Genomic DNA, 20,200 nt, shown 5'->3' with positions numbered 1-20,200 from the left:
AGAATTGACGCCTGCCCTCAATTATCCGGTTATACGTTCCTGCGTCCCCGGATCAAAATAATGGCCTTTTCTCAAATCAAGGATAAATTCTTTGCTCAGCCCGTTATACCCCTTGGTCTCGGGATGCACCTTCGCGGTCACCAACCGGTTGCCGACGTGAAAATACATAAGGTTCTCCGAGCCCAGATGCTCGACGACCTGAATACGGGCCTGAAGCCGATGCTCCGTGGAAACGCCGGGTGCAAAGTCTTCCCCGTAAATATCCTCGGGGCGGATGCCAAGCACAATGTCCTTGCCCGAATAAGGAGACAAGCGCGCAGCAACGTCCTCCGGCAGCCTAAACGATCCGCCGTCCACGATAAGGTGATCCCGCTCGACGTGAGCGTCGATAAAATTCATGGCCGGAGAGCCGATAAAGCCGGCGACGAACATATTCTTCGGATTCGCGTACAGATCCGCCGGTGAAGCGATCTGCTGAATGACCCCCTGATTCATGACGACGATGCGCTCGCCCAGCGTCATGGCTTCCACCTGGTCATGGGTAACGTAAACGATGGTCGCCCCCAGCCGCTTATGCAGCTCGCTAAGCTCCACCCGCATCTGTACCCGGAGCTTAGCGTCCAGATTGGACAGCGGCTCGTCGAACAGAAACACCTGCGGATCGCGCACGATGGCGCGGCCGACGGCCACCCGCTGGCGCTGCCCGCCGGACAGCTCACGCGGCTTGCGCTCCAGCATATGATCCAGCCCGAGTATGGCGGACGCTTCGCTCACTTTTTGATCAATATACGCTTTCGGCTTCTTGAGATTGCGCAGCCCGAAGGACAGATTCTCACGGATCGTCATGTGCGGATACAGCGCATAATCCTGAAACACCATCGCGATGTCGCGGTCCTTCGGATGCAGATCGTTGACGATGCGGTCGCCAATGATAATATCGCCGCTCGTCTGCTTCTCCAGACCCGCGATCATTCGCAGCGAAGTCGTCTTTCCGCAGCCCGAGGGACCGACGAAGACGACAAACTCCTGATCCTCTATTACAAAATCCGATCCCGCCACCGCGGTGAACGGCTTCTTGTTGCGGTCGATAAACTGCTTGCGCACCTGGCGAAATTCGACGCGTGCCATAGTTCTTCCCCCTTAAATAGCCTCATTTAGCATAGTCTGTGCCGTATAAATGCCAAGACGCCATACCAGCGTTCATTGGCTCTCTCAGGCATACGGTTGTCTGCCGACTGCTTTCATTGCTGCCCGTCTCAGCCTTTCACGGCCCCGATCGTAATGCCCTGCAGGAAATACCGCTGCAGCGAGAAGAACAGGATCAGCATCGGCAGCGCGCCGACCGTCGCCCCTGCCATAATGGCCCCATAGTCGGTCGATTCCGCGAATACGAAGGATGCAAGTCCCACCTGAATCGTCCGCATCTCGGTCGAGTTGGTAATCAGGAACGGCCAGAAAAATTCATTCCATGATGCGACAAAGGTAAAGATCGCCAGCACCGCAAGTCCCGGCTTCGCAAGAGGCAGGATAACCTTCCAGAAAATCCCGAACTCCGAGCAGGCGTCGATCCTTGCAGCGTGAATGAGCGAGGTCGGAAGCGACGACATGTACTGCTTCATCAAAAAGATGTTGCCTGCGGTAACCGCGGTTGGCAGAATGATCGCCGTGTAGCTGTCGCCGAGGTTGAAGACATTAACCACCAGGACATACAGCGGAATCAGCGTCACCTGCGCCGGTATCATCATCGTGCTGAGCAAAAGCCAGAATACCGCCTTGCTGCCCGGAAATTTCAGTTTGGAGAACGCGTATCCCGCCAGCGAAGCAAAGAATACGTTCGTTATGGTCAAAACAGTGGAGATTAACAGCGAGTTCGCCAGCCAGCGCCAGGCGGCCGTTTTGGCAAAAAAGCGCTCATACGGCGCAATCGATAACGCCCCCGGAAGCATCTCCGGCCGAAAGCTGGCCGACGCCGCCGAATCCTGTACCGAACCGACAACCATCCAGTACAAGGGAATAATGGTGATAAACGCCCAACCCGCCAGACAGGCTGCGGCCAGGATCAAAAACAGTTTGGATTTCGATTTCAATTCCCTTTCGCTCCTTTCACCCTAATACTCGACGTCACTCGAGAAGTATTTGAACTGAATGACAGAGACCAGGATAATCAGAAACGCCAGCACGAATGATTGCGCCGAAGCCAGTCCGAATTCGTAGAATTTGAACGCCGTCTGGTAGATCAGATAAGCGATGGTCGTCGTTGCAAAGTTAGGCCCGCCCTGCGTCATCATATAGACCGAGATAAACACCTGGAACGAAGTGATCACTCCCGTTACCAGCAGATACAAGGTCGTCGGCTTGAGAAGCGGCCAGGTAATCGCCCTGAACTGGGTCCACCCGCTGGCATGATCGATATCCGCCGCTTCATACAGCGATTTTGGAATACCGCCCATCGAGGCCAGGTAGAGAATAATGCCCGCGCCGTGAGAACCGACCCAGTTCATCAAAATCAGCGAGAACAGCGCGGTCTTCGATTGACCGAGCCAAATGACCGGGTCCAGACCGAACAAACCGAGGAACCGGTTCAGCAGCCCCACATCCGTAGGATCGAAAATGGCGAGCCACACAATGGAAATGGTCACGCCTGAGGCGACAGCCGGCAGATACATAGTGGCCTTGAAGAACGTCTGCCATTTCGTCTTCATCTGATAGATGAAATGAGCGAGCACGAACGTGATGACGATGTTGACCGGTACCGTGCAGACCGTAAACACCACCGTGTTCCATATCGACTTCCAGAACGTATCATCCTTGAACAAACGCTCGTAATTATCGAAGCCAACCCACGTAGATTGCATAATATTGTACTGCTGAAAGCTCATGACCAGAGCCGAAATGACCGGATATAGCGTAAAAATGAGAAAGAGCAGCACCGGCGCAAGGATGAACAGATAAGCCCATCCGTATTCCCGCCAGAACCTCCCGGCGGCGCTTCGCCGTTTGGGAGCGATTGTCGTCTGCATGAAGTGTCCTCCTAACGCTTAAGCTGAAAGCAAAGGGGACGATGCCGTCCCCTTTGACCTGAATTTACTGCCCCAGCATTTGGCCCGCTTTGCTCTTGAAATCCTCCGCGATCGCTTCCGGAGTCTCTTCTCCCGAGTACAGCGCCTGAATATTCGGCGTAACGACCTGCTCCTTGAACTGCTTCATTTTGGCTGCTGCGGCGGTATCGAGGCTCAGGGTAACGGGGATCTGGATGTTCTCAGCCATTTTCTTGGAAGCCGCAATGGTTTCAGGCGTGCCCAGCTCCTTGCCCGCATACATATCCGCCTGGGATTTGCGGACGAAAGGAAGCACCAATTCGTTGGAGGCATTGCCGGCCTTCGCGTTGCTGAGATATTCCATCAACATGAATGTATTCTTGGCGTGCTGTTCGCCTTGGTCGTTCTTCTGCTTGAAGGCGACATAGCCTTCGGCGCCCATCGTCGTTTTGGCAGGAGCGTTGTCACTGTGCGGTACCGGCAGCAGGACGAAATCGATTTTTTCGCCGGTAACCTTGCCTGCATCAATATCTTTGTTGCGGTTCTGGATCATCACGTCATAGTAAGGAATGGCTTTGGAAATAATGGCGGCCTGTCCGGCATAGAACATATCCGAGCGCTTCTTCGGGGCAATCGCCGCGGTTTCTTTTGGCATATATCCTTTGTCCAGCAGACTTTTGATGAAGCCCAGCGTCTGTTTGATCCGGTCGTCGCCCCACTGGAACTCGCCCTTCTCATTCAGAACGTCCGGCATGCCGTTGTTTCGGGTCAGCATTTCAATGAAGTCCAGGGAAGTGCCGTCCGTCACCAGGCCGTACTGCGTGGAGCCGTCAGGCAGCTTCTTGGTTAGCTTGGCCGCCGCTTCGGTAAACTCCGACCAGGTCCATCCGTTCTGCTGAATGCTCTTCCAGTCTATACCCGCTTCTTCAAGAATACGCTTGTTGCCGCCCCAGGCCCACTGGAACTGATACAGCGGAAGCCCGTACTGTTTGCCGCCGATTTGGGCAAGCTCAAGCGTTCCCGGCAAATAATCGTTCTTGATATCGTCAGTCATGTACGGATCAAGATCAAGCGCCAGGCCAGTATTCACATACGAACCGTCCACTGCGTGGAAGTACAGATCCGGAGGGCTGCCCGCGTTCAGCGCCACGTCGAATTTCTGCGGGCCTTCGGCCCAGGACAGTATTTCGGTCTTGACCGTAATGTTCGGATGCTCAGTTTCAAAGGCCGACACCAGACCTTTCAGTTCGTCTTCATAGGTGCCATGGACCGGATATGTCCAGACCGTAATCGTATCCTTGGCATCCGGAGACTTGGCGGAACTGGCTCCTTTGTCCGAATTTCCACAGGCCGTCATGAGAACAAGGACCACAATCATACACAGCATGAGACTCTTTTTCATCAATCTCCATCTCCTTTTTATCAACCTGTTTTTATCAACCTATATAATAGAAACATTTGTTATGGACCAGCCATTTGGACATCTCTCTTGATTGCGGCTAAAGCTGCTTGATGGTCTGACGGCTCTTTTCCAAATAAGTAACCGACTGCTCGTAATTCCGGCTGGCGACCGCCAGATACAGAATATCGATCAGGTTAAGCTGCGTAATTCGGGAAGCCATCGCGCCGCTGCGGATTTCATTTTCCGTGGAAGAGGTGCACAATGGGATATCGGATTGGCGACTCAGCGTGGAATTGCCATATTTCGTAATGCTGATGACCGTCCCTCCCTGTTCCTTGAACAGCGACGCCGCCCGGATGACCTCCTTCGTCTCTCCCGAGTACGAAATGCATACCGCCGTGTCGCCGGAATCTGCCGTTATCGCACTTGTCAATTGGACGTGGGGATCGGCAAATGAAAAGCTTGTCTTGTTAATCCGCAAAAATTTCTGCTGGGCGTCCATGGCAATCAGGTTCGACGCTCCCACGCCAAAAAAGTAAATCCGCCTCGCCTGGTCCAGCGCCTTAACCGCAAGCTCCACCATGTTCGGGTCCAAAATCGTGAGCGTATCCCGTATCGACTGAATATTGTTGTTCGATACGTTCTGCATAATAGCGGGCACCGTGTCATTGGGGCGAATCTCCTGATACCCTGCGGCGACAGGGTCCCGCGTATGAAGATCGCCGGCGACTTTGATCTTGAGCTCCTGGTAGCCTTTGAAGCCGATGCTTTTGCACAGCCGGACGATGGCCGCCTGACTGGAGCCGCTCTTCTGCGCCAGATCCGCAACCGATAGATGAATGATTTCATCGGGATGCTGAAGAATGTAAGAAGCGATCTTGCTCTCTGAAGGATTGAGCGTCTCCAGCATTTCCCGTAAGCGAATAAGCCCCCCGTTCATCAACCCTAAACACCTCCCTTTCAAATGGAATGGCTTTTCATTTCCGATGATCCCATCGCAGTTCTTGTCATATTAAATGACGAATCGAGTTAATATTTCTCCGCGTTTCTGGATTGAGATTATTATATGTGCAGTAAAACAAAATTTCAATATATTTTTTATTTGTGAAATTTTATTTTACATCCGGTGCAAGTTCACCTATAATTATGAAAAAATCAAAGTGGTGATCTGGCAATGAAGATATACCTCGGTCTTGATGGAGGAGGAACCAAAACCGATGCAGCCGCGGTCGATTCTCAAGGTTCCGTCCTTGCCCGCTTTACCGGCGGTCCTTCCAATCCGCATGCCGGAACCTTCAATGAAGCAACCGCGGAATTGGATAGGGTCGTTCGCGGACTGCTGTCTTCTCTGCCGGAAAAGGATATTCAGCCGGGAGGTATCTGCCTTGGAATGTCAGGTATTGATACATCAGAGGAGCGTTCCCTTATAAGTATGGCTGTCAGGAGCACTTTGGCCGAATGGCCCGGCGAGCTTCCGGTCGCAGTCGCTTCCGAAGCGCAAATTTCGCTCATGGCCGCGCTGGGACAGGAATTCGGCGTCCAAATTATTTCCGGCACCGGCTCCATCTGCTACGCCTTCGCCCCGGACGGCTCACACTGGCGCACGGGCGGCTGGGGACATTATTTGGGCGATGAAGGCAGCGGCTACAGCATCGGCCTACGCACGCTCAAAGCCGTCATGCGCAGCTACGACGGCGTACAGCCGCCGACCGAAATTACCGGCATCATCCTTGAAGAATACGGCTTTTCCCGCATTACGGAGCTGAAAAGCTACATTTATAAGCCGGAGCGGGGAAAAGCGGATATCGCCGCCTTCGCCAAGGTATGCCTAAAGGCCGCTTCCGGCGGGGACGAATGTGCCATTCGGATCGTTACGGAGGAAGCCGCGGCGCTGGCGGATACGGCCGCCGCGCTGCTGGAGCGGCTTCCAGCGGAGCTTCGAGGCCGGGCCGTGCTGACCGGCTCTATCTTCGCGCATTCACCCTTGTTTGCGCGGACGCTCCGCGGCAAGCTGCTGGACCGGTATCCGTCGCTGGAATTCGTGGACGGAACCCTTGCGCCGCCGCCCTCGGTCGGCGCGGCTCTTCTCGCCCGCAAATGGTTCGGCGGTCCGGATGCATAAGACAACAATGACAGGAGGAAATAACCCTGATGGATTCCATTCTTGATGGCTTGATTACAGAGCAGCCCAACGACAAGACAAACGCCATCGATCAGTTGAATTCAGCTGAAATTATGGCATTGATTAATGAAGAAGACCGGCTCGTCCCCGGAGTGATCACCGGGCTGATCCCGCAAATTGCCGCTGCGGCAGACCGGATTGTCGAAGCCTTCCGCTCCGGCGGACGCTTGTTCTACGTCGGCGCGGGAACGAGCGGGCGTATCGGCATCCTCGACGCCTCCGAATGTCCGCCCACCTACGGAACGGACCCGTCGATGGTTCAAGGGCTGATTGCCGGCGGCTTCAAGGCCGTTAAAGACCCCGTCGAAGGCGCGGAGGACAGCGAGGAATTGGGCGCCGCCGATCTTGAAGCCGCCGGCGTCACCGCCGGGGACGTCGTTATCGGCATTGCCGCCAGCGGCCGCACGCCTTATGTGCTCGGCGCGATGAAGCGGGGCGGCGAGCTGGGCGCGGCCGTGTTCGGCATTTGCAACAACCATGGGACGCCGATGGCCCAAACGGGATTTCCGGTCATCGAGGCCGTTGTCGGCCCTGAGGTTGTAATGGGCTCTACCCGGATGAAATCCGGGACGGCGCAGAAGCTGATCCTTAACATGCTGACTACCACCGCCATGATCCGGATTGGAAAGGTATACCGCAATCTGATGGTCGATTTGAATCCGTCCAACAAGAAGCTGGTCCACCGGGCCAAACGGATTATCGCCCTGGCCACGGAAGCGTCCGCCGCCGAAATCGAAGAAGCCTACCGCGAATCGGAAGGCCAGGTTAAAACCGCCATCGTCATGCTTCTGGCGGGTGTCAGCGCCGCCGAAGCACGCAGCCGGTTATCCGCCTCGGGCGGCTTCGTGCACAGCGCGGGCGACCGCGGCTAAACCGTAATAAAGTCCGAATGTATCGGATTTAACCGATCGAACTCCTTCCTATTTATAATAGTAGAAAGACAAAACCTCCGGTTCCATTTCAATCATGGAGCCGGAGGTTTTGTCTATTCCGTTTTTTCTATTAAAGTGGGGTTGAAGCTGCCGATTCGGCGATAGAGTCGTACACTTTTTTTACATTCGGCTTAAAATAGGTAGTAAAATACCAGTCCACATAAGCTTCCGGCACTGCAAGCTCATCGATGCTCTTCTTGTTCTGAACGGCTTCCGTCACCAATGCGACAATATCATTGATATAACTTCTCACCTCATGAAGCTCTTTCACCCCGCACACTTCCCCATGCCCCGGAATGATCGTTTCTACACCAAGCCCTTCGACTCGTTCCAAAATATCCAGCCAAGCGTCAGGATTGGCATACATCATTACAGGATGATGCTTCGAGAGCACCAGATCTCCCGTGATTGCGATTTTTTCTTCCGGGAGGTACACGAAGGCATCGCTTTGTGTGTGACCGCCGCCATAGGTGATGAGCTGTACGGTCCGATCACTGCCGTGGATCGTCATTTGTCCGTCAAAAGTTATCGTCGGCAGAGTATATTCGAGCTTGGGGAGTATGTTCATGTACTCACGGTCGCTGGCATTTTCCCATTGCATTTCCTTTTTTAGCTTGTCATCCGTCTCTTGCTGTATTTTCTCGTCGAGTTCATCCATAGCCTTAACAATCGGTTCCGGATTTGCCAATTGCCGGGCCAGCCGTTCTGTTCCAAACGTCGCCATAATTTCGCGGGTAACCGATGTAGATATGATTTGCGCCTCGGGGGCAAACACTTGATTTCCGCTCGTATGGTCACTGTGCCAATGGGTGTTGATTACATAAGAAACCGGCTTACCCGTAAGCTCTATTGCGGCTGCCTGCAAATCCTCCGCGGCTTCTATGGTTAAGAAGGTATCCACCACAAGCGTGGAATCGCCAAGGTCAATAATTGCCGCGTTTCCTAAAGAGCCGGTACCGGGGACCGATATTGCTGCAAATACCCCGTTAGCGACGTGATTAAGCCGAAAATGCTTGGAGCCTGAAAAAGTTTCCGTTTGATTTGTCATATGCCGCCTCTCTTTTCTGCTGAAATTACTGATTTATAGTATCACAGTTGTTTTCTGCCAACCAGCTTATTGCGCACTCCACCCCTGTTCATTCAACAAATGGGAGAGGACACTCCCGCGCCTGCCGCCGATACAGCCTACTAAAAAAAGGTGCTCCGCAGCCATCCGGAGATGGCCTGCGAAACACCTTGGGGGAGCTGCCGGATTTTAGGATGCTTTCTTCTCCAGCATACGGTAGATGATAACCGCCGCCTGAGCGCGGCTGGCGATATCCTTCGGTGCGAATTTCTCGGCATCCACACCGTTCACAATTCCAAGCCGGGTCAGCTGCGCGACAGCTTCCTGCGCGTAAGGCGCGATTTTGGACTTATCGGCAAACTTCTGCAGCGTCGCATTCTTATCAATCGGCTGCAGTTGTCCTTTCAGGGCATTCACGATCATAATCGCCATTTCTTCACGGGTGATTTCACGTCCCGGTTCGAATTTGCCGCTTCCGGAGCCTTTCACGATTCCAGCCTGAACGGCTGCTGCGATGGAACCCGAATACCAGACGCCCTGCTTGACATCATTGAATTTGCCGATCGCGCCAGAAGCGTTCAGATTCAGAGCGCGCACCAGCATGGTGACGAATTCTGCGCGGGTCACAGGTTTGGCCGGTGCAAAATTGCTGCCGTCCACGCCATTGATGATGCCTTTGGCGGCCAGAGAAGCAATGGCTTCCTTCGCCCATGCCACTTTCTCCACATCCTTGAATACCGGTGCCGAGGCGGTTGGTGCCGGTGTTGCATTTGGAGCCGGCGTAGCGGAAGGCGTCGGACTTGGCGATGCGGACGGGCTTGGCGTCGATCCAGGGTTAGAAGAATCCGACGGGTTCAGTTTGTTGGTGATGCGTCCTTCAATTTTAGCTGTGATCATGCCGCCCTTGAAGGTCTTCACGACGTAATCATAGAACACGTCGAGGTCGATTGGACCAGGAACGGAAGCACTGGCTTGGGTCAGAACCTTGTAGTTGTCTCCGCCCGCCGCCATAAAGTTATTCACAACGGCCGTATACGTTTGATCGGGTTTAATCGGCGTGCCGTCCGTCTTGGTGAGGCTGGCGATCCGGTCGGCTACCGGCAGATACATATTGGCTGTGTATTTCAGTCCGGCAATTTGCAGCGTTTTGGTGTCTGCCGTTCCGTCGGCTTTCACACCCCATTGCTGCTGCAGCAGAGTCTTGATTTGCGCGCCGGTGAGCGTCAGCTTCACGAGCGTGTTGCCGAACGGCTGGATTTTGGCCAGGTCGCCGAACGAGACATTTCCTTTCGGAAGATCCGCCCGGATGCCGCCCGGATTCATGAAGGCGAAGTCGGCTTGCTTGCCGTCGCCGAAATCGGCGCTCAGCATAGCGTCGGCAATCAGGTTGCCGAGAGCCGATTCGTTGTTGTACGCGTCGGTGCGGGTAATCGTACCGTCAGTCGTACCTACCGGCTTGGTCAGCTCCGGATGCAGATTCAGGTATTTGTCCACAAGTGCAGCGGTTGCCGGATCAGGGGTTACACCATCCTGGAAGGTGGTATTAACAACTGCCGACTTCGTCTTGACATCCCCTGTCGTATGATCGATCACCAGCTTGATGTCCTCAAAAGCCGTGCCGTAAGAATAAGCCTGAACAATCAGCTTGCCGTTCACAAGGCCGTTCGCCAGCGCGTGGTTGTCACCGGCAACGATGACGTCGACCGGCGAATTGGCCGGAAGCGCATTGGCCAGATCGGCGGCTTCGCCGGTTGTCACATCGCCTTTGGTGGAAGCCGGGTCATGCGCCAGCACAACAATCGTTTGGACGCCTTTGCTTTGAAGCTCGGCCGCGTACTTCCCGATCGCCTGAACTTCTTCTTCGGCGCTCAGGAAACGCACGCCCGCCGTTCCGGCAGGTGAAACTTTGCTAGGCGTAGCTTTGGTTACAACGCCGATAAAGCCGATTTTCACGCCGCCGATTTCCTTAATGACGTAAGGATTGATAATCGGCGTATTGTAGGTGCTGTCGATTACATTGGCATTGACATAATCAAAATCCGCGCCGGCATGAACAATTTTGTTGTTCTTCGGATCAGCGCCGCCGAAGATTTGCGATTTCAACGCATCTACGCCTTGGTCAAACTCATGGTTGCCCAGGGTACCGACATCGAATTTCATCAAGTTCATCCATTCAAGGGTCGGTTCGTCGCGTTCAAGCGAGGACACCGGAGCCGATGCGCCGACGGAATCCCCGTTATGGAAGAGCAGAGAATTCTCATATTTCGCCCGGGTTTGATTCAGGTAAGTCGCAAGAATCGCCGCCGTGCCTACATTCTTGCCACCCACCACGGATGTAGTGTCAAGCTGGCCGTGGAAGTCGTTGATGCCGATCAAGTGAACTTCAACGTCCTGGGTCGGAGCGGGAACCGTTTCTTTCAGGTTCAGGCTGTAGACCTCAAATCCCTTGGCATCAGATGCCCCTGTATCCTTGATGTTGCCAGGAAGAACATTTTTGGCGTCAGGCGAGGAAGTGAAGGTCACATTGACATTGCCCTTAATCGGCGCCAAAGACCAGTTGTTATCGGCGGTCGGGTCAATCGTACCCGCATCTTTGATATAATCCATCAGAACCTGACGGTTCTCGGTTTGAGTGTCCATGATCATCTGGGCGGTTTTGACTCCCGGGAAGTTGCCCCCGCCGCTTGCGCGGTAGTTATTCGTCACAACGATAAAATCCTGATCCGGATCGAGCGGCTGATCGTTATAGGTCACTTCAACCACCCGGCTGGAGGTCGGATCGTTAATCGTACCGTCCGGTTTGTATTTTGCATTCTTGGTTACGTCGATTTTGTACTTGATGCCGTCAATCACGTCGAAGTTGAATACGGCAAACCCTGGATTCAACAGGGGCTGAGGCGTGGAAATCGCCGGTTTGATCCGGTTGAACGCGCCCGCGCTCATTTCCAGCCATTCCTTAACGACCGAGCCTTTGACCTTGATCGCTTTCAGCGTGTTGTCGTACAGGTACAAATCGCTCGCGCTGCGGATCGTCAGCGGACCTGCGTCAATGCTTGTATATTCGCCAGGGCCGTTGCGTCCCGCCTTGAAAGGAGCGCCTATGCTGAGAATTGGCAGGCCTTTATATGGGGCCAAGGTAGGATCGGTGGCAATTTCTTTTTCCACATACTGTTTTTGCGCATAGGTTACAATTTGAACGGTCGGATCATCCTGTACCAGGGCAAAATAGCTGTTCATCGGAGCCGTTGTCGTACCGAGCGGTGTACCGGTGTAAGCGATAGTAGCCTCATGATCGCCCCCTACGGTAGCCAAAATGGCGGGATCCTCCGGAGCATCCTTTGCAGACCGGGTCGAAGCTTTGGAAGCGGTCTTGTCCACTGTCCACTTGCCGTCTACTTGGGTGATCGAAAGGTCGATCAGGCCGAGGTAGCCGCCGCCATAACCGGCTTGCACAGCCGGAACGTCATGAATATGGCCGTTCACATTGTCAATATAGCTGTAAGGCTGCTTGGTTGCCGGATCTTTGAAGGAAGCGTCCAGCGACGTGTTATTTCCGTTTGTCGGGAATACTTTATGCGTATGAGAGAAGGTAATCGCATCAATGCCAGGAACCTGACTGAGCTCGCTGATGGCATTTTCAGCGTTTGGTCCCGTTGCCGCAGCGTCGAAGCCGGTATGCGCCATAACCACAACGACGTCCGCACCGGCTGCTCTGACTTCAGGAACAAACTTTTCTGCGGTTTCAACAATTCCTTTGGTCACAACCTTGCCTTCCAGATTGGCCTTGTCCCATTCCAGGATTTGAGGGGTTACCAGGCCGAGAAGGCCGACTTTAATCGTTTGGTCTTGCCCATTCGTGTCTTTTACCGTCTTGGTGATAATCTCATAAGGTTTAAAATAGTTCGTTACGCCGTCCGGCTTATATATATTCGCATTGATATAAGGAAATTTAGCTTTGGTGTCTGCAGCGTCTGTGGAGCTTCCGTTAACGACCCGATCCAGGAAATCCAGACCGTAGTTGAACTCATGGTTGCCGTAGGTCGCCGCATCGTATCCCAGGGCGTTCAGCGCCGCAATCATTGGATGGGGCTTGGAATCGTAGACCACGTCAGTCACCGGCTGAATCTTCGCCTCATATGTACCGAGCGGTGTACCCTGAATCAGGTCCCCGTTGTCAAGCAGCAGGTTGTTCGGCTGCTCCGCTCTTGCCGCCTTGATCAAGGTAGCCGTCCTCGCGAGCCCGACCGAAGATGATGCGGCATTTTTGAAATAATCCCAGCCGTATACATTCGTATGCACGTCCGTCGTGCTCATTAACCGCAGGTCAATTTTAGGCAGCAAAGAGCCCCCGGAAGCGGCAGCCTCTGCCTTATCGGCCCCCCACAGCGAGCCCGTGAAAATTCCACCCAGCACCTGTGCAGAGAGCACGGCCGTTGCCAGCATGGAAGCTAGAGGCCTGTTCCATCGTTTCTTCCCCATAATCTATTAGTCCTCCTATCAAATAGTCTACTTCCGGCGATATTGTATCATACAAAATTAACCAATACCAGACGGGAAATATAAATCTCATGTTTATTTTATGTAAAATTTCTCACACAAAAGGGTAAAAACCCTCCATTTTCGAGTGAATTTAATAAAAAATTCATAATTATTCATACGTTTTGTAAACTTCAGCCTATAAATCTATCGAAATTCGGCGGCAGATTTCCTATCATCTCCCGTCAATAAAAAGAAGAGCCTTGCACAGCAATTTATCTAATTTTGAAGGATATAAGCGGATCAAAAACCCAGGGTTTTATCCAAATTTTTGGAATTATGAACAACTTGGGCTCGGTGTCCGCAGCCGGCTCAGCAGGTAATGGATGACCTCCGGTTCACAGACCGAATAACATGGAATTTCTCCCGCTTATTTCTCAAAAAGCTGCCGGTACGGGGTAATGAGATGGAATTTCTCCACCATATTTTTGAGTTATAGCCGAAAATCAACGTAAAGCGGCCAATAAGCGGGAGCTTTTCCCGTTTATTGGCCGCGAGGGTCCCTTTTTCCGAAAAAAAAAGGGACCTTTTCCCGTTCATGCATATGTCCGTCTGAAACTGGTGCTCAACGTGGATTGAGATCGTTTTCCGCGGGTACATGCGCTCGATAACCTCCGGCAGTACGCTCCCGATGACAATCATACCGTCCAGATCGTCAAGCGGCTGCTTGGGCAGCTGCCCGTTCAGGTGGAAGCTCCGAATCACTTTAATGCCGAGCTCCGCGAGCTGCTTTTCCGCCCCTTGCCGGATATACAGGAAATAAGGATCTTCGTTCTCGATCTCCGGCGGATACCAGACGAGAAGCCCGACTTTGGCCTGCTGCGGCTCAAGCGTGCTTGAAGCCGGCTTTTTTCTGCGTTTCGAAAAATCATAGTTCATCTGCCGGGCCGTACCTAAGACTCGCCGCCGCGTCTCTTCCGTAACGGAAAGTGACAAGTCGTCGTTCAGTATTCTGGATACCGTCGCGATGGATACATTGGCGCTGCGCGCAATATCGCGAATCGTCGTCATTGTTCATCCTCCCGAAGCGAACCGTTTGTTTAGTTAATGTTTACTAATATCAGCACTTCATCTTAACAAGATAACGCTTTCATTGCAACATGTTTTTTGAAGATTCCCATAAAAATATAGAGAATACTCTAAAACGCCTACGTTTCGAGCGATTAATAGGGTTAACGGCTCGAACTTTGTTTAGTAAACAAATACAAAATAACTGCGTCGTTCCCGGTAAAGTCCGCACCGCGTTCCCCCGGCGAATTCCATCCCGCATTCCGGAGCAGCGAAAAAGCCGGCCCCCTTTACCGTAAAGAGGACCGGCTGTATGAACAATTTTATTATAAGCTTGGAATCAAATCATGTTCTCCGGCTTTACCATCCGGTCAAATTCCTCTTCCGTCAGCAGCTTCAGCTTCAACGCGGCTTCCTTCAATGTGAGGCCTTCCTTGTGCGCCAGCTTGGCGATTTCAGCCGCCTTCTCGTAGCCGATATGCGGATTCAGGGCCGTCACCAGCATCAGGGAGTTATGGAGATTGCGGTGAATGACCGGCTCGTTCGCCGTGATGCCCCGGGCGCAGTGCTCCTCAAACGACCGCATGACATCGGCCAGCAGGCGGCAGGACTGCAGGAAGCTGTGAATAATGACGGGCTTGAATACATTAAGCTGAAAATGCCCCTGGCTCGCCGCCACACCAATCGTCACGTCATTGCCCAGCACCTGGCAGACGACCATCGTCATTGCTTCGCTCTGCGTCGGGTTCACCTTGCCCGGCATAATCGAGCTGCCCGGCTCATTTTCCGGGATAAGCAACTCGCCGATGCCGCTGCGGGGGCCGCTGGCGAGGAGGCGGACGTCATTTGCGATCTTCATGAGATCAGCGGCCAGCGCCTTCAGCGCTCCATGCACATGAACAATCTGGTCATGGCTCGTCAAGGCGTGGAACTTGTTGCCGGCCTGCGCAAAGGGAATGGAAAGTTCTTCGCCAATCTCCCCGGCGACCCTGGCCCCAAATTCAGGATGGGCGTTAAGGCCGGTTCCGACGGCCGTTCCTCCGATCGCCAGCTCAAGCAGCGACCGAGCGCTGTCCGTAATAAAACGTTCGCCTTTTTCCAGCATCGCGGCCCAGGCGCCGATCTCCTGCCCCAGCGTAAGCGGCGTAGCGTCCTGGAGGTGCGTGCGTCCAATTTTTATTAGGGACTGATACTCGTCCGCTTTCTGTTCCAGCGTGCTCTTGAGCCGCTTCAGTGCCGGAAGCACTTGACGTTCCACCGCGAGGAAGGCGGCGATGTGCATGGCCGAAGGAAAGGTATCGTTGGAGCTTTGGCCCTTGTTCACATCGTCATTCGGATGAATTACCGCTTCCGCCCCGACAAGCTTCAGCAGTTCGCCGCCTCGGCGGGCAATCACTTCGTTGACGTTCATATTCGTCTGGGTCCCGCTTCCCGTCTGCCAAACGACCAGCGGAAAATGCTCATCATGCATCCCCTGCATAATTTCATCAGCCGCGCGGACAATGGCGTCCGCCTTGGCTTCCGGCAGCAGGCCGAGCTCTGCGTTCACCTTTGCCGCCGCCTTCTTGATCAGCGCCAGGGCATAAACCACTTCGAGAGGCATTTGCTCGCCGCCGATTTTGAAGTTTTGCAGACTGCGCTGCGTCTGGGCGCCCCAATACTTGTCCGCCGGCACCCGCAGTTCGCCGAACGTGTCTTTTTCTATGCGAAATTCCATCCTTCATCCCGTCCTTTTGCCGGATTAGTCTGAAGCCGTTTGCATAGGCTTAACCTTATTTTACAATGGGCCGTGTCGGCGGGACAAACCGCGCCCCATCCCTTTTGGCTTCACTCCTCCCGGCCGCACAGACCGTAGAAGAACAAATGAGTCATCTCCTCGAGAAAAGTATCCATATTGTCCTGCTTACGTGCCACTTCCAGCAGATCTCCGACGCTCTTCATATACATATTCATAAAAATAAGGACGGAATTGGACGAAATTTTGGGCGAAATTTCACTCCTCGCCTTCCCTTCCTCCACCAGTCTGACGATCAGCGGAAGCACCGTTTTCTCATAACGCTCCTGAATGTAGCCGAACATTTCGGGATCGTCCACCATCAATTCTTTGATCTGCGACGGTGACAAGACGGAATACTGCGCCTTTTCCTGATCAATCGAATATTTCACAAAGTCCTTGATCGTCGGGTTCCCCTGCATGAATTGTTCGAAACCTTCGATAGACCGGTCGATGTAGTCCTTAAAGGATTGTTCCAGCAATTTCTCCTTACTGCCAAAATAGTTATAAATCGTGACCTGCGAGACGCCCGCCGCTTTGGCGATATCCGCAATCCGCATCCGTTTGGGTTCCCACGTTTTCAGCATTTCTATCGTCGTTTTCATGATTTTCCGCCTGATTTTCGCCGCTCTTTTTTCAAAACCGTTGATTTTAGTCATTCCTCTTTCACCCTAACCTGACAATATCGGATATCAAAATGTAATTTATGAAATATATTTTATAAAAAATTTCATTACTCTATTGACGCCGGCCTCAGCCAGGACTATTATAACACATGAAATATATCACTAAAAATATTTCATTATTTTACGTCGGAGGTGGCAGTATGCTTACTGTCCAAGGGTTGACCAAAACATTTTCAAACGGAAAAGGGATACGAGACATTTCATTTACGGTAAACAAAGGAGAGGTATTCGGGTTTCTCGGACCGAACGGAGCGGGCAAATCGACGACCATCCGGCATCTGATGGGCTTTATGAAGCCTGACCGGGGGAATGCAGAAATATGCGGGCTGGATGTGTGGAAAGCGCAGGGCACGGTGCAAAAGCACGTCGGCTACCTGCCGGGGGAAATCGCCTTCGTCGACGGAATGACGGGAATCGCCTTCCTTGATTTTATGGCGGATATGCAGGGCCTGAAGCACAAGGGAAAGCGCGAGGAACTCATCCGGCGCCTGCAGTTTGACGCGCGCACGCCGATCCGCAAAATGTCCAAGGGGATGAAGCAGAAGGTCGGCCTCGTCGCCGCATTCATGCACAGCCCGGAGGTGATTATTCTGGATGAGCCCACATCCGGCCTAGACCCGCTGATGCAGAAGGAATTTATTGAACTCGTGCTGGAGGAAAAAGAGCGGGGTACGACCTTCCTGATGTCGTCGCACAGCTTTCCGGAAATTGAGCGGACGTGTGACCGGGCCGCCATTATCAAGGACGGCAATCTCGTCGCCGTGAAAAATATCCACGAGCTGCAGTCGATGCAGCGGAAGCTGTTCGACGTCGTCTTCGAGAACAAGGAGGACGCGCACCGGTTCCGCGCTTCCGGTCTGCCCGTCGAGAATTATGACGATTTCCGCGTGCGGGTCGCCATCCGGGGCAATTATAACGCATTCATCGAGGAAGCAGCGAAATACCGCATTCGCAGCATGGATGTGTTCACCCAGAACCTGGAGGATATTTTTATGGATTACTATGACCGGGAGGACAAACAGCCATGAATTTCCCATTGTTCAAACAAATGATTAAAGTGAACGCCAAGGGGACGATGAACTACGCTTTTGGCTCCGCTTTTTATATCCTGCTGATTATCTGGCTCTATCCCGGCATCGCGAAAAACACCGAGGCGCTTGGCGATATTGTCAAATCCATGCCGGAGGGCGTGAACAACGCGTTCGGCCTGAACAGCGGCTTCGCCAGCGCGGAGGCGTTCATCTCAGGTGAATACTACGGGCTTATTCTGGTGCTGATCCTGTCCATTGTGTGCGTGCAAATGTCGACCCGGCTGATGGCCAGCATGGTGGACCGGGGCTCGATGGCCTATCTGCTGTCCACGCCGACCACCCGGGCCAAAGTATCGGCGACGCAGGCGCTGGTGCTGATTATGTCCCTGATCGTCATTGTGGGCGTAACGACGCTGGCGGGCTTTCTGGGAAAGGTCTGGTTTCTGGGCGACGCCTACCCTTTCAACAGCGCACGGTTTCTGCATCTGAACCTCGTTGCTTTTATGCTGTTTTTTGCGATCGGCGGACTGACCTTTCTGGTGTCCTGCCTGGCCAATGACGAGAAAAAAGCGCTCGGTATTTCCGGCCTTATCGCTTTCGGCTTCTTCACCATCGACCTGGTCGCCAAAATCAGCGACAAGCTGAGCTGGATGAAGTCGCTGACGCTCTTCACGCTGTATCGCCCCGCCGAGATCGTCACCGGGCAAGCGGAATGGGGCCGCAGCGCCCTTGTGCTGCTGGCCGTCGGCCTGGTCTCCTTCGGCTTGGGCATCGCGCTGTTCAAGCGGCGGGATTTGCCGCTATAGGCGGAGTTGGGACGGCGAGAGAGCGCGCGGGGAGCGGGAGCGACGAGGCAAGGGAGCGCGGGTGAGCAGCCTACGAGCGCGGGCGGTGCGACAGCGTGGAGCGGTGACACGGCGAGAGCGGCGGTGCGCGACAGGCGGGAGCGACGTGCGGGAGCGCGGGGCGAGGGCACGGCGGCGAGGTGCGGCAGTGGTAAGCTGGCCGCGGGCGGCCTACAAGCCCGGCTGCTCACGCTGCCAAGGCGGCCCGCCCCTCACCCAAGCCCCAGCACTACGCTCGTTACCACTAAAGCGGAATTTCTCCCCCTTATTGGGCTAATAAGGGCCCAAATCATAAATAAGCGGGAATTTCTCCCTCACATTTGATCGATTAAGATCATTTTCCCGGAAATAGGCCGAATAAGATGGAGGTTTGGACCTCTGTCAAGAAAGTGGACACCCTTTAGCTTGCTTTTCTCTTATTGAACCGAGCAGCAAAGCGAATCGGTGACAGGTACCCTAGTGCACCATGGATTCGTTTGCGGTTATAAAAAAACTCAATGTATCGGTAGATCTCATCGTAGGCCTGCTGTTTCGTTCTAAATCGCTTGCAGTAAATGAGCTCCTTTTTCAGGATGCTATGGAAAGATTCCATGCAAGCATTATCGTAGCAGTTTCCTTTGCGGCTCATGCTGGTGATCATACGGTAAGTCTTGAGCTGTTTTCGGTAATCTTCGGACGCGTACTGGCTTCCTCGATCCGAATGGTGGATCAGTCCTTTTTTAGGTCTCTTGGCAAGGTGGGCATCCTTTAGGGCGCCCAGGACGAGATCGGTGTTCATCCGGTCGCTCAGACGCCAGCCTACGATCTCACGGGTGCATAAGTCCAGCACACTGGCTAGATACAGGCGGCCTTCCCGGCATGGAATATACGTAATGTCGGCTACCCATACTTTATTGGGTTTCTCCACGTGAAACTGCTGGTTCAGGAGGTTTGGAGCGATCGGCAAATCATGATTGGAGTCGGTGGTTTGAACCTTGAAGGTACGGCTGACACAGGCACGGAATCCGAGTTCTTGCATGTATAGGCCGACGGTACGTTCGGTGACGGTTTCGCCTTCCTGGCGCAAAAGATGTGCAATCTTGGGCGCACCATAACGCTGCTGTGAATCGTTGAAATGATACGTGATCCGCTTTAACAGCCGCACCTTGCGCCGCACTCGCTCGCTGGGTTTTCGGCTGCGCCAGGTGTAGTAGCCGCTCCGGGAGACACCTAGTGCTTTGCACATCTTCTCCAAAGGGAACTCGGAGCGATGATCTTCCACAAACTGAAATCTCAGTTCTTTGGTTTGCTGAAGATGTGCACTGCTTTTTTTACGATGGCCAGTTCCTCCTCCGCATCGGCAGCACGTTGCTGGCTTTCGTGAAGTTCACGTTCTTTTTCTTTCAGCAGCTGCTCCAGTTCGCGGACTCGATCCAGGCTGGCGATAGGCTCGTTCTTAAACTCGCGGTATTTCGCCTTCCAGGCATACAGGGTCTTCACAGGAATATTCAGCTCCAGAGCGATGTCCTCTACCGACTTCGTTTGCTCCTGCAGGTACTTTACCGTTTGTTTCTTGAACTCTTCGTTATACTGTTTCCGTGGTTCACTCATGTGAACACCTCCTTAGATAACTCTATTATCTTTTTCTCTTAACGAGGTGTCCACTTTTTATACTAGCTCTAGTTTTCCTGTTCATCCACCTAATTCAAGCCTAAATGGGA

16 protein-coding genes are annotated in these 20,200 nt (G+C 53.4%); 4 read left to right on the top strand and 12 right to left on the bottom strand.

Features of this window, described 5'->3' with window-relative positions:
• Window positions 1-21 precede the first annotated feature (21 nt).
• From PSAB_RS07820 to PSAB_RS07800, 5 genes are all read right to left on the bottom strand, one after another.
• Entirely contained in the window at window positions 22-1,128 is a 1,107-nt protein-coding gene (locus PSAB_RS07820) for an ABC transporter ATP-binding protein (RefSeq protein ID WP_025334020.1), read from the bottom strand.
• 128 nt (window positions 1,129-1,256) lie between these two features.
• Window positions 1,257-2,087 (bottom strand): carbohydrate ABC transporter permease, encoded by an 831-nt coding sequence (locus PSAB_RS07815; RefSeq protein ID WP_025334019.1) that lies wholly within the window; start codon window positions 2,085-2,087, stop codon window positions 1,257-1,259.
• A gap of 21 nt (window positions 2,088-2,108) precedes the next feature.
• Window positions 2,109-3,020: a carbohydrate ABC transporter permease gene (locus PSAB_RS07810; protein ID WP_025334018.1), complete on the bottom strand. Its 912-nt coding sequence runs from the start codon at window positions 3,018-3,020 to the stop codon at window positions 2,109-2,111.
• A gap of 64 nt (window positions 3,021-3,084) precedes the next feature.
• A complete protein-coding gene (locus PSAB_RS07805) occupies window positions 3,085-4,440 on the bottom strand; it encodes an ABC transporter substrate-binding protein (RefSeq protein ID WP_025334017.1) in 1,356 nt (451 codons plus the stop codon).
• A gap of 97 nt (window positions 4,441-4,537) precedes the next feature.
• Window positions 4,538-5,380, bottom strand: coding sequence for a MurR/RpiR family transcriptional regulator (locus tag PSAB_RS07800; RefSeq protein WP_025334016.1), 843 nt, complete (start codon window positions 5,378-5,380; stop codon window positions 4,538-4,540).
• Window positions 5,381-5,614: 234 nt separating this feature from the next.
• On the opposite strand from PSAB_RS07800, the gene PSAB_RS07795 reads away from it, so the two are divergent.
• Both PSAB_RS07795 and murQ read left to right on the top strand, forming a co-directional pair.
• Window positions 5,615-6,562: an N-acetylglucosamine kinase gene (locus tag PSAB_RS07795; RefSeq protein ID WP_025334015.1), complete on the top strand. Its 948-nt coding sequence runs from the start codon at window positions 5,615-5,617 to the stop codon at window positions 6,560-6,562.
• Between the two features lie 29 nt (window positions 6,563-6,591).
• The gene (gene murQ, locus PSAB_RS07790) at window positions 6,592-7,494 is read left to right on the top strand and encodes an N-acetylmuramic acid 6-phosphate etherase (protein WP_025334014.1); all 903 of its coding nucleotides are present in this window, start codon (window positions 6,592-6,594) and stop codon (window positions 7,492-7,494) included.
• Between the two features lie 130 nt (window positions 7,495-7,624).
• On the opposite strand, the gene PSAB_RS07785 is transcribed toward murQ, so the two are convergent.
• From PSAB_RS07785 to PSAB_RS07765, 5 genes are all read right to left on the bottom strand, one after another.
• Complete coding sequence (locus PSAB_RS07785; RefSeq protein ID WP_025334013.1) at window positions 7,625-8,602, bottom strand: MBL fold metallo-hydrolase; 978 nt, start codon at window positions 8,600-8,602, stop codon at window positions 7,625-7,627.
• A gap of 207 nt (window positions 8,603-8,809) precedes the next feature.
• Window positions 8,810-13,099, bottom strand: a complete 4,290-nt coding sequence (locus PSAB_RS07780) for a bifunctional 2',3'-cyclic-nucleotide 2'-phosphodiesterase/3'-nucleotidase (RefSeq protein WP_025334012.1) — start codon at window positions 13,097-13,099, stop codon at window positions 8,810-8,812.
• A 369-nt stretch (window positions 13,100-13,468) separates the two neighbouring features.
• Window positions 13,469-14,167 carry a LacI family DNA-binding transcriptional regulator gene (locus PSAB_RS07775; RefSeq protein ID WP_025334011.1) on the bottom strand — a complete coding sequence of 233 codons (699 nt, stop codon included), beginning with the start codon at window positions 14,165-14,167 and terminating at the stop codon, window positions 13,469-13,471.
• A 337-nt stretch (window positions 14,168-14,504) separates the two neighbouring features.
• On the bottom strand, window positions 14,505-15,881 hold the full coding sequence (gene fumC, locus PSAB_RS07770) for a class II fumarate hydratase (RefSeq protein WP_025334010.1): 1,377 nt from the start codon (window positions 15,879-15,881) through the stop codon (window positions 14,505-14,507).
• A 110-nt stretch (window positions 15,882-15,991) separates the two neighbouring features.
• Window positions 15,992-16,543: a TetR/AcrR family transcriptional regulator gene (locus PSAB_RS07765; RefSeq protein ID WP_226991777.1), complete on the bottom strand. Its 552-nt coding sequence runs from the start codon at window positions 16,541-16,543 to the stop codon at window positions 15,992-15,994.
• A 221-nt stretch (window positions 16,544-16,764) separates the two neighbouring features.
• Here PSAB_RS07765 and PSAB_RS07760 point away from each other — a divergent pair, with 221 nt between their 5' ends.
• Both PSAB_RS07760 and PSAB_RS07755 read left to right on the top strand, forming a co-directional pair.
• On the top strand, window positions 16,765-17,652 hold the full coding sequence (locus tag PSAB_RS07760) for an ABC transporter ATP-binding protein (RefSeq protein WP_025334008.1): 888 nt from the start codon (window positions 16,765-16,767) through the stop codon (window positions 17,650-17,652).
• Window positions 17,649-18,461, top strand: a complete 813-nt coding sequence (locus PSAB_RS07755) for an ABC transporter permease subunit (RefSeq protein ID WP_025334007.1) — start codon at window positions 17,649-17,651, stop codon at window positions 18,459-18,461. The genes PSAB_RS07760 and PSAB_RS07755 overlap by 4 nt, the downstream gene beginning before the upstream one ends.
• 439 nt (window positions 18,462-18,900) lie before the next feature.
• On the opposite strand, the gene PSAB_RS07745 is transcribed toward PSAB_RS07755, so the two are convergent.
• Window positions 18,901-19,761, bottom strand: coding sequence for an IS3 family transposase (locus PSAB_RS07745; protein WP_264370880.1), 861 nt, complete (start codon window positions 19,759-19,761; stop codon window positions 18,901-18,903).
• A gap of 11 nt (window positions 19,762-19,772) precedes the next feature.
• Window positions 19,773-20,090, bottom strand: coding sequence for a transposase (locus PSAB_RS26110; protein ID WP_025332950.1), 318 nt, complete (start codon window positions 20,088-20,090; stop codon window positions 19,773-19,775).
• Between the last annotated feature and the right edge of the window lie 110 nt (window positions 20,091-20,200).

It is taken from the genome of Paenibacillus sabinae T27, from assembly GCF_000612505.1.
Taxonomy (GTDB): domain Bacteria; phylum Bacillota; class Bacilli; order Paenibacillales; family Paenibacillaceae; genus Paenibacillus_AQ; species Paenibacillus_AQ sabinae.
Note: the sequence above shows the minus strand (reverse complement) of the source record. Positions and strands in the feature narration are given on the sequence as shown.

Excerpts from the sequence above, each read along its gene's own strand:
- PSAB_RS07800 (WP_025334016.1), bottom strand. The coding sequence starts at position 5,380 with ATGAACGGGGGGCTTATTCGCTTACGGGAAATGCTGGAGACGCTCAAT.
- PSAB_RS07810 (WP_025334018.1), bottom strand. The coding sequence starts at position 3,020 with ATGCAGACGACAATCGCTCCCAAACGGCGAAGCGCCGCCGGGAGGTTC.
- PSAB_RS07780 (WP_025334012.1), bottom strand. The coding sequence starts at position 13,099 with ATGGGGAAGAAACGATGGAACAGGCCTCTAGCTTCCATGCTGGCAACG.
- murQ (WP_025334014.1), top strand. The coding sequence starts at position 6,592 with ATGGATTCCATTCTTGATGGCTTGATTACAGAGCAGCCCAACGACAAG.
- PSAB_RS07765 (WP_226991777.1), bottom strand. The coding sequence starts at position 16,543 with ATGAAAACGACGATAGAAATGCTGAAAACGTGGGAACCCAAACGGATG.
- PSAB_RS07820 (WP_025334020.1), bottom strand. The coding sequence starts at position 1,128 with ATGGCACGCGTCGAATTTCGCCAGGTGCGCAAGCAGTTTATCGACCGC.
- PSAB_RS07755 (WP_025334007.1), top strand. The coding sequence starts at position 17,649 with ATGAATTTCCCATTGTTCAAACAAATGATTAAAGTGAACGCCAAGGGG.
- PSAB_RS26110 (WP_025332950.1), bottom strand. The coding sequence starts at position 20,090 with ATGAGTGAACCACGGAAACAGTATAACGAAGAGTTCAAGAAACAAACG.
- PSAB_RS07760 (WP_025334008.1), top strand. The coding sequence starts at position 16,765 with ATGCTTACTGTCCAAGGGTTGACCAAAACATTTTCAAACGGAAAAGGG.
- PSAB_RS07775 (WP_025334011.1), bottom strand. The coding sequence starts at position 14,167 with ATGACGACGATTCGCGATATTGCGCGCAGCGCCAATGTATCCATCGCG.
- PSAB_RS07805 (WP_025334017.1), bottom strand. The coding sequence starts at position 4,440 with ATGAAAAAGAGTCTCATGCTGTGTATGATTGTGGTCCTTGTTCTCATG.
- fumC (WP_025334010.1), bottom strand. The coding sequence starts at position 15,881 with ATGGAATTTCGCATAGAAAAAGACACGTTCGGCGAACTGCGGGTGCCG.
- PSAB_RS07785 (WP_025334013.1), bottom strand. The coding sequence starts at position 8,602 with ATGACAAATCAAACGGAAACTTTTTCAGGCTCCAAGCATTTTCGGCTT.
- PSAB_RS07795 (WP_025334015.1), top strand. The coding sequence starts at position 5,615 with ATGAAGATATACCTCGGTCTTGATGGAGGAGGAACCAAAACCGATGCA.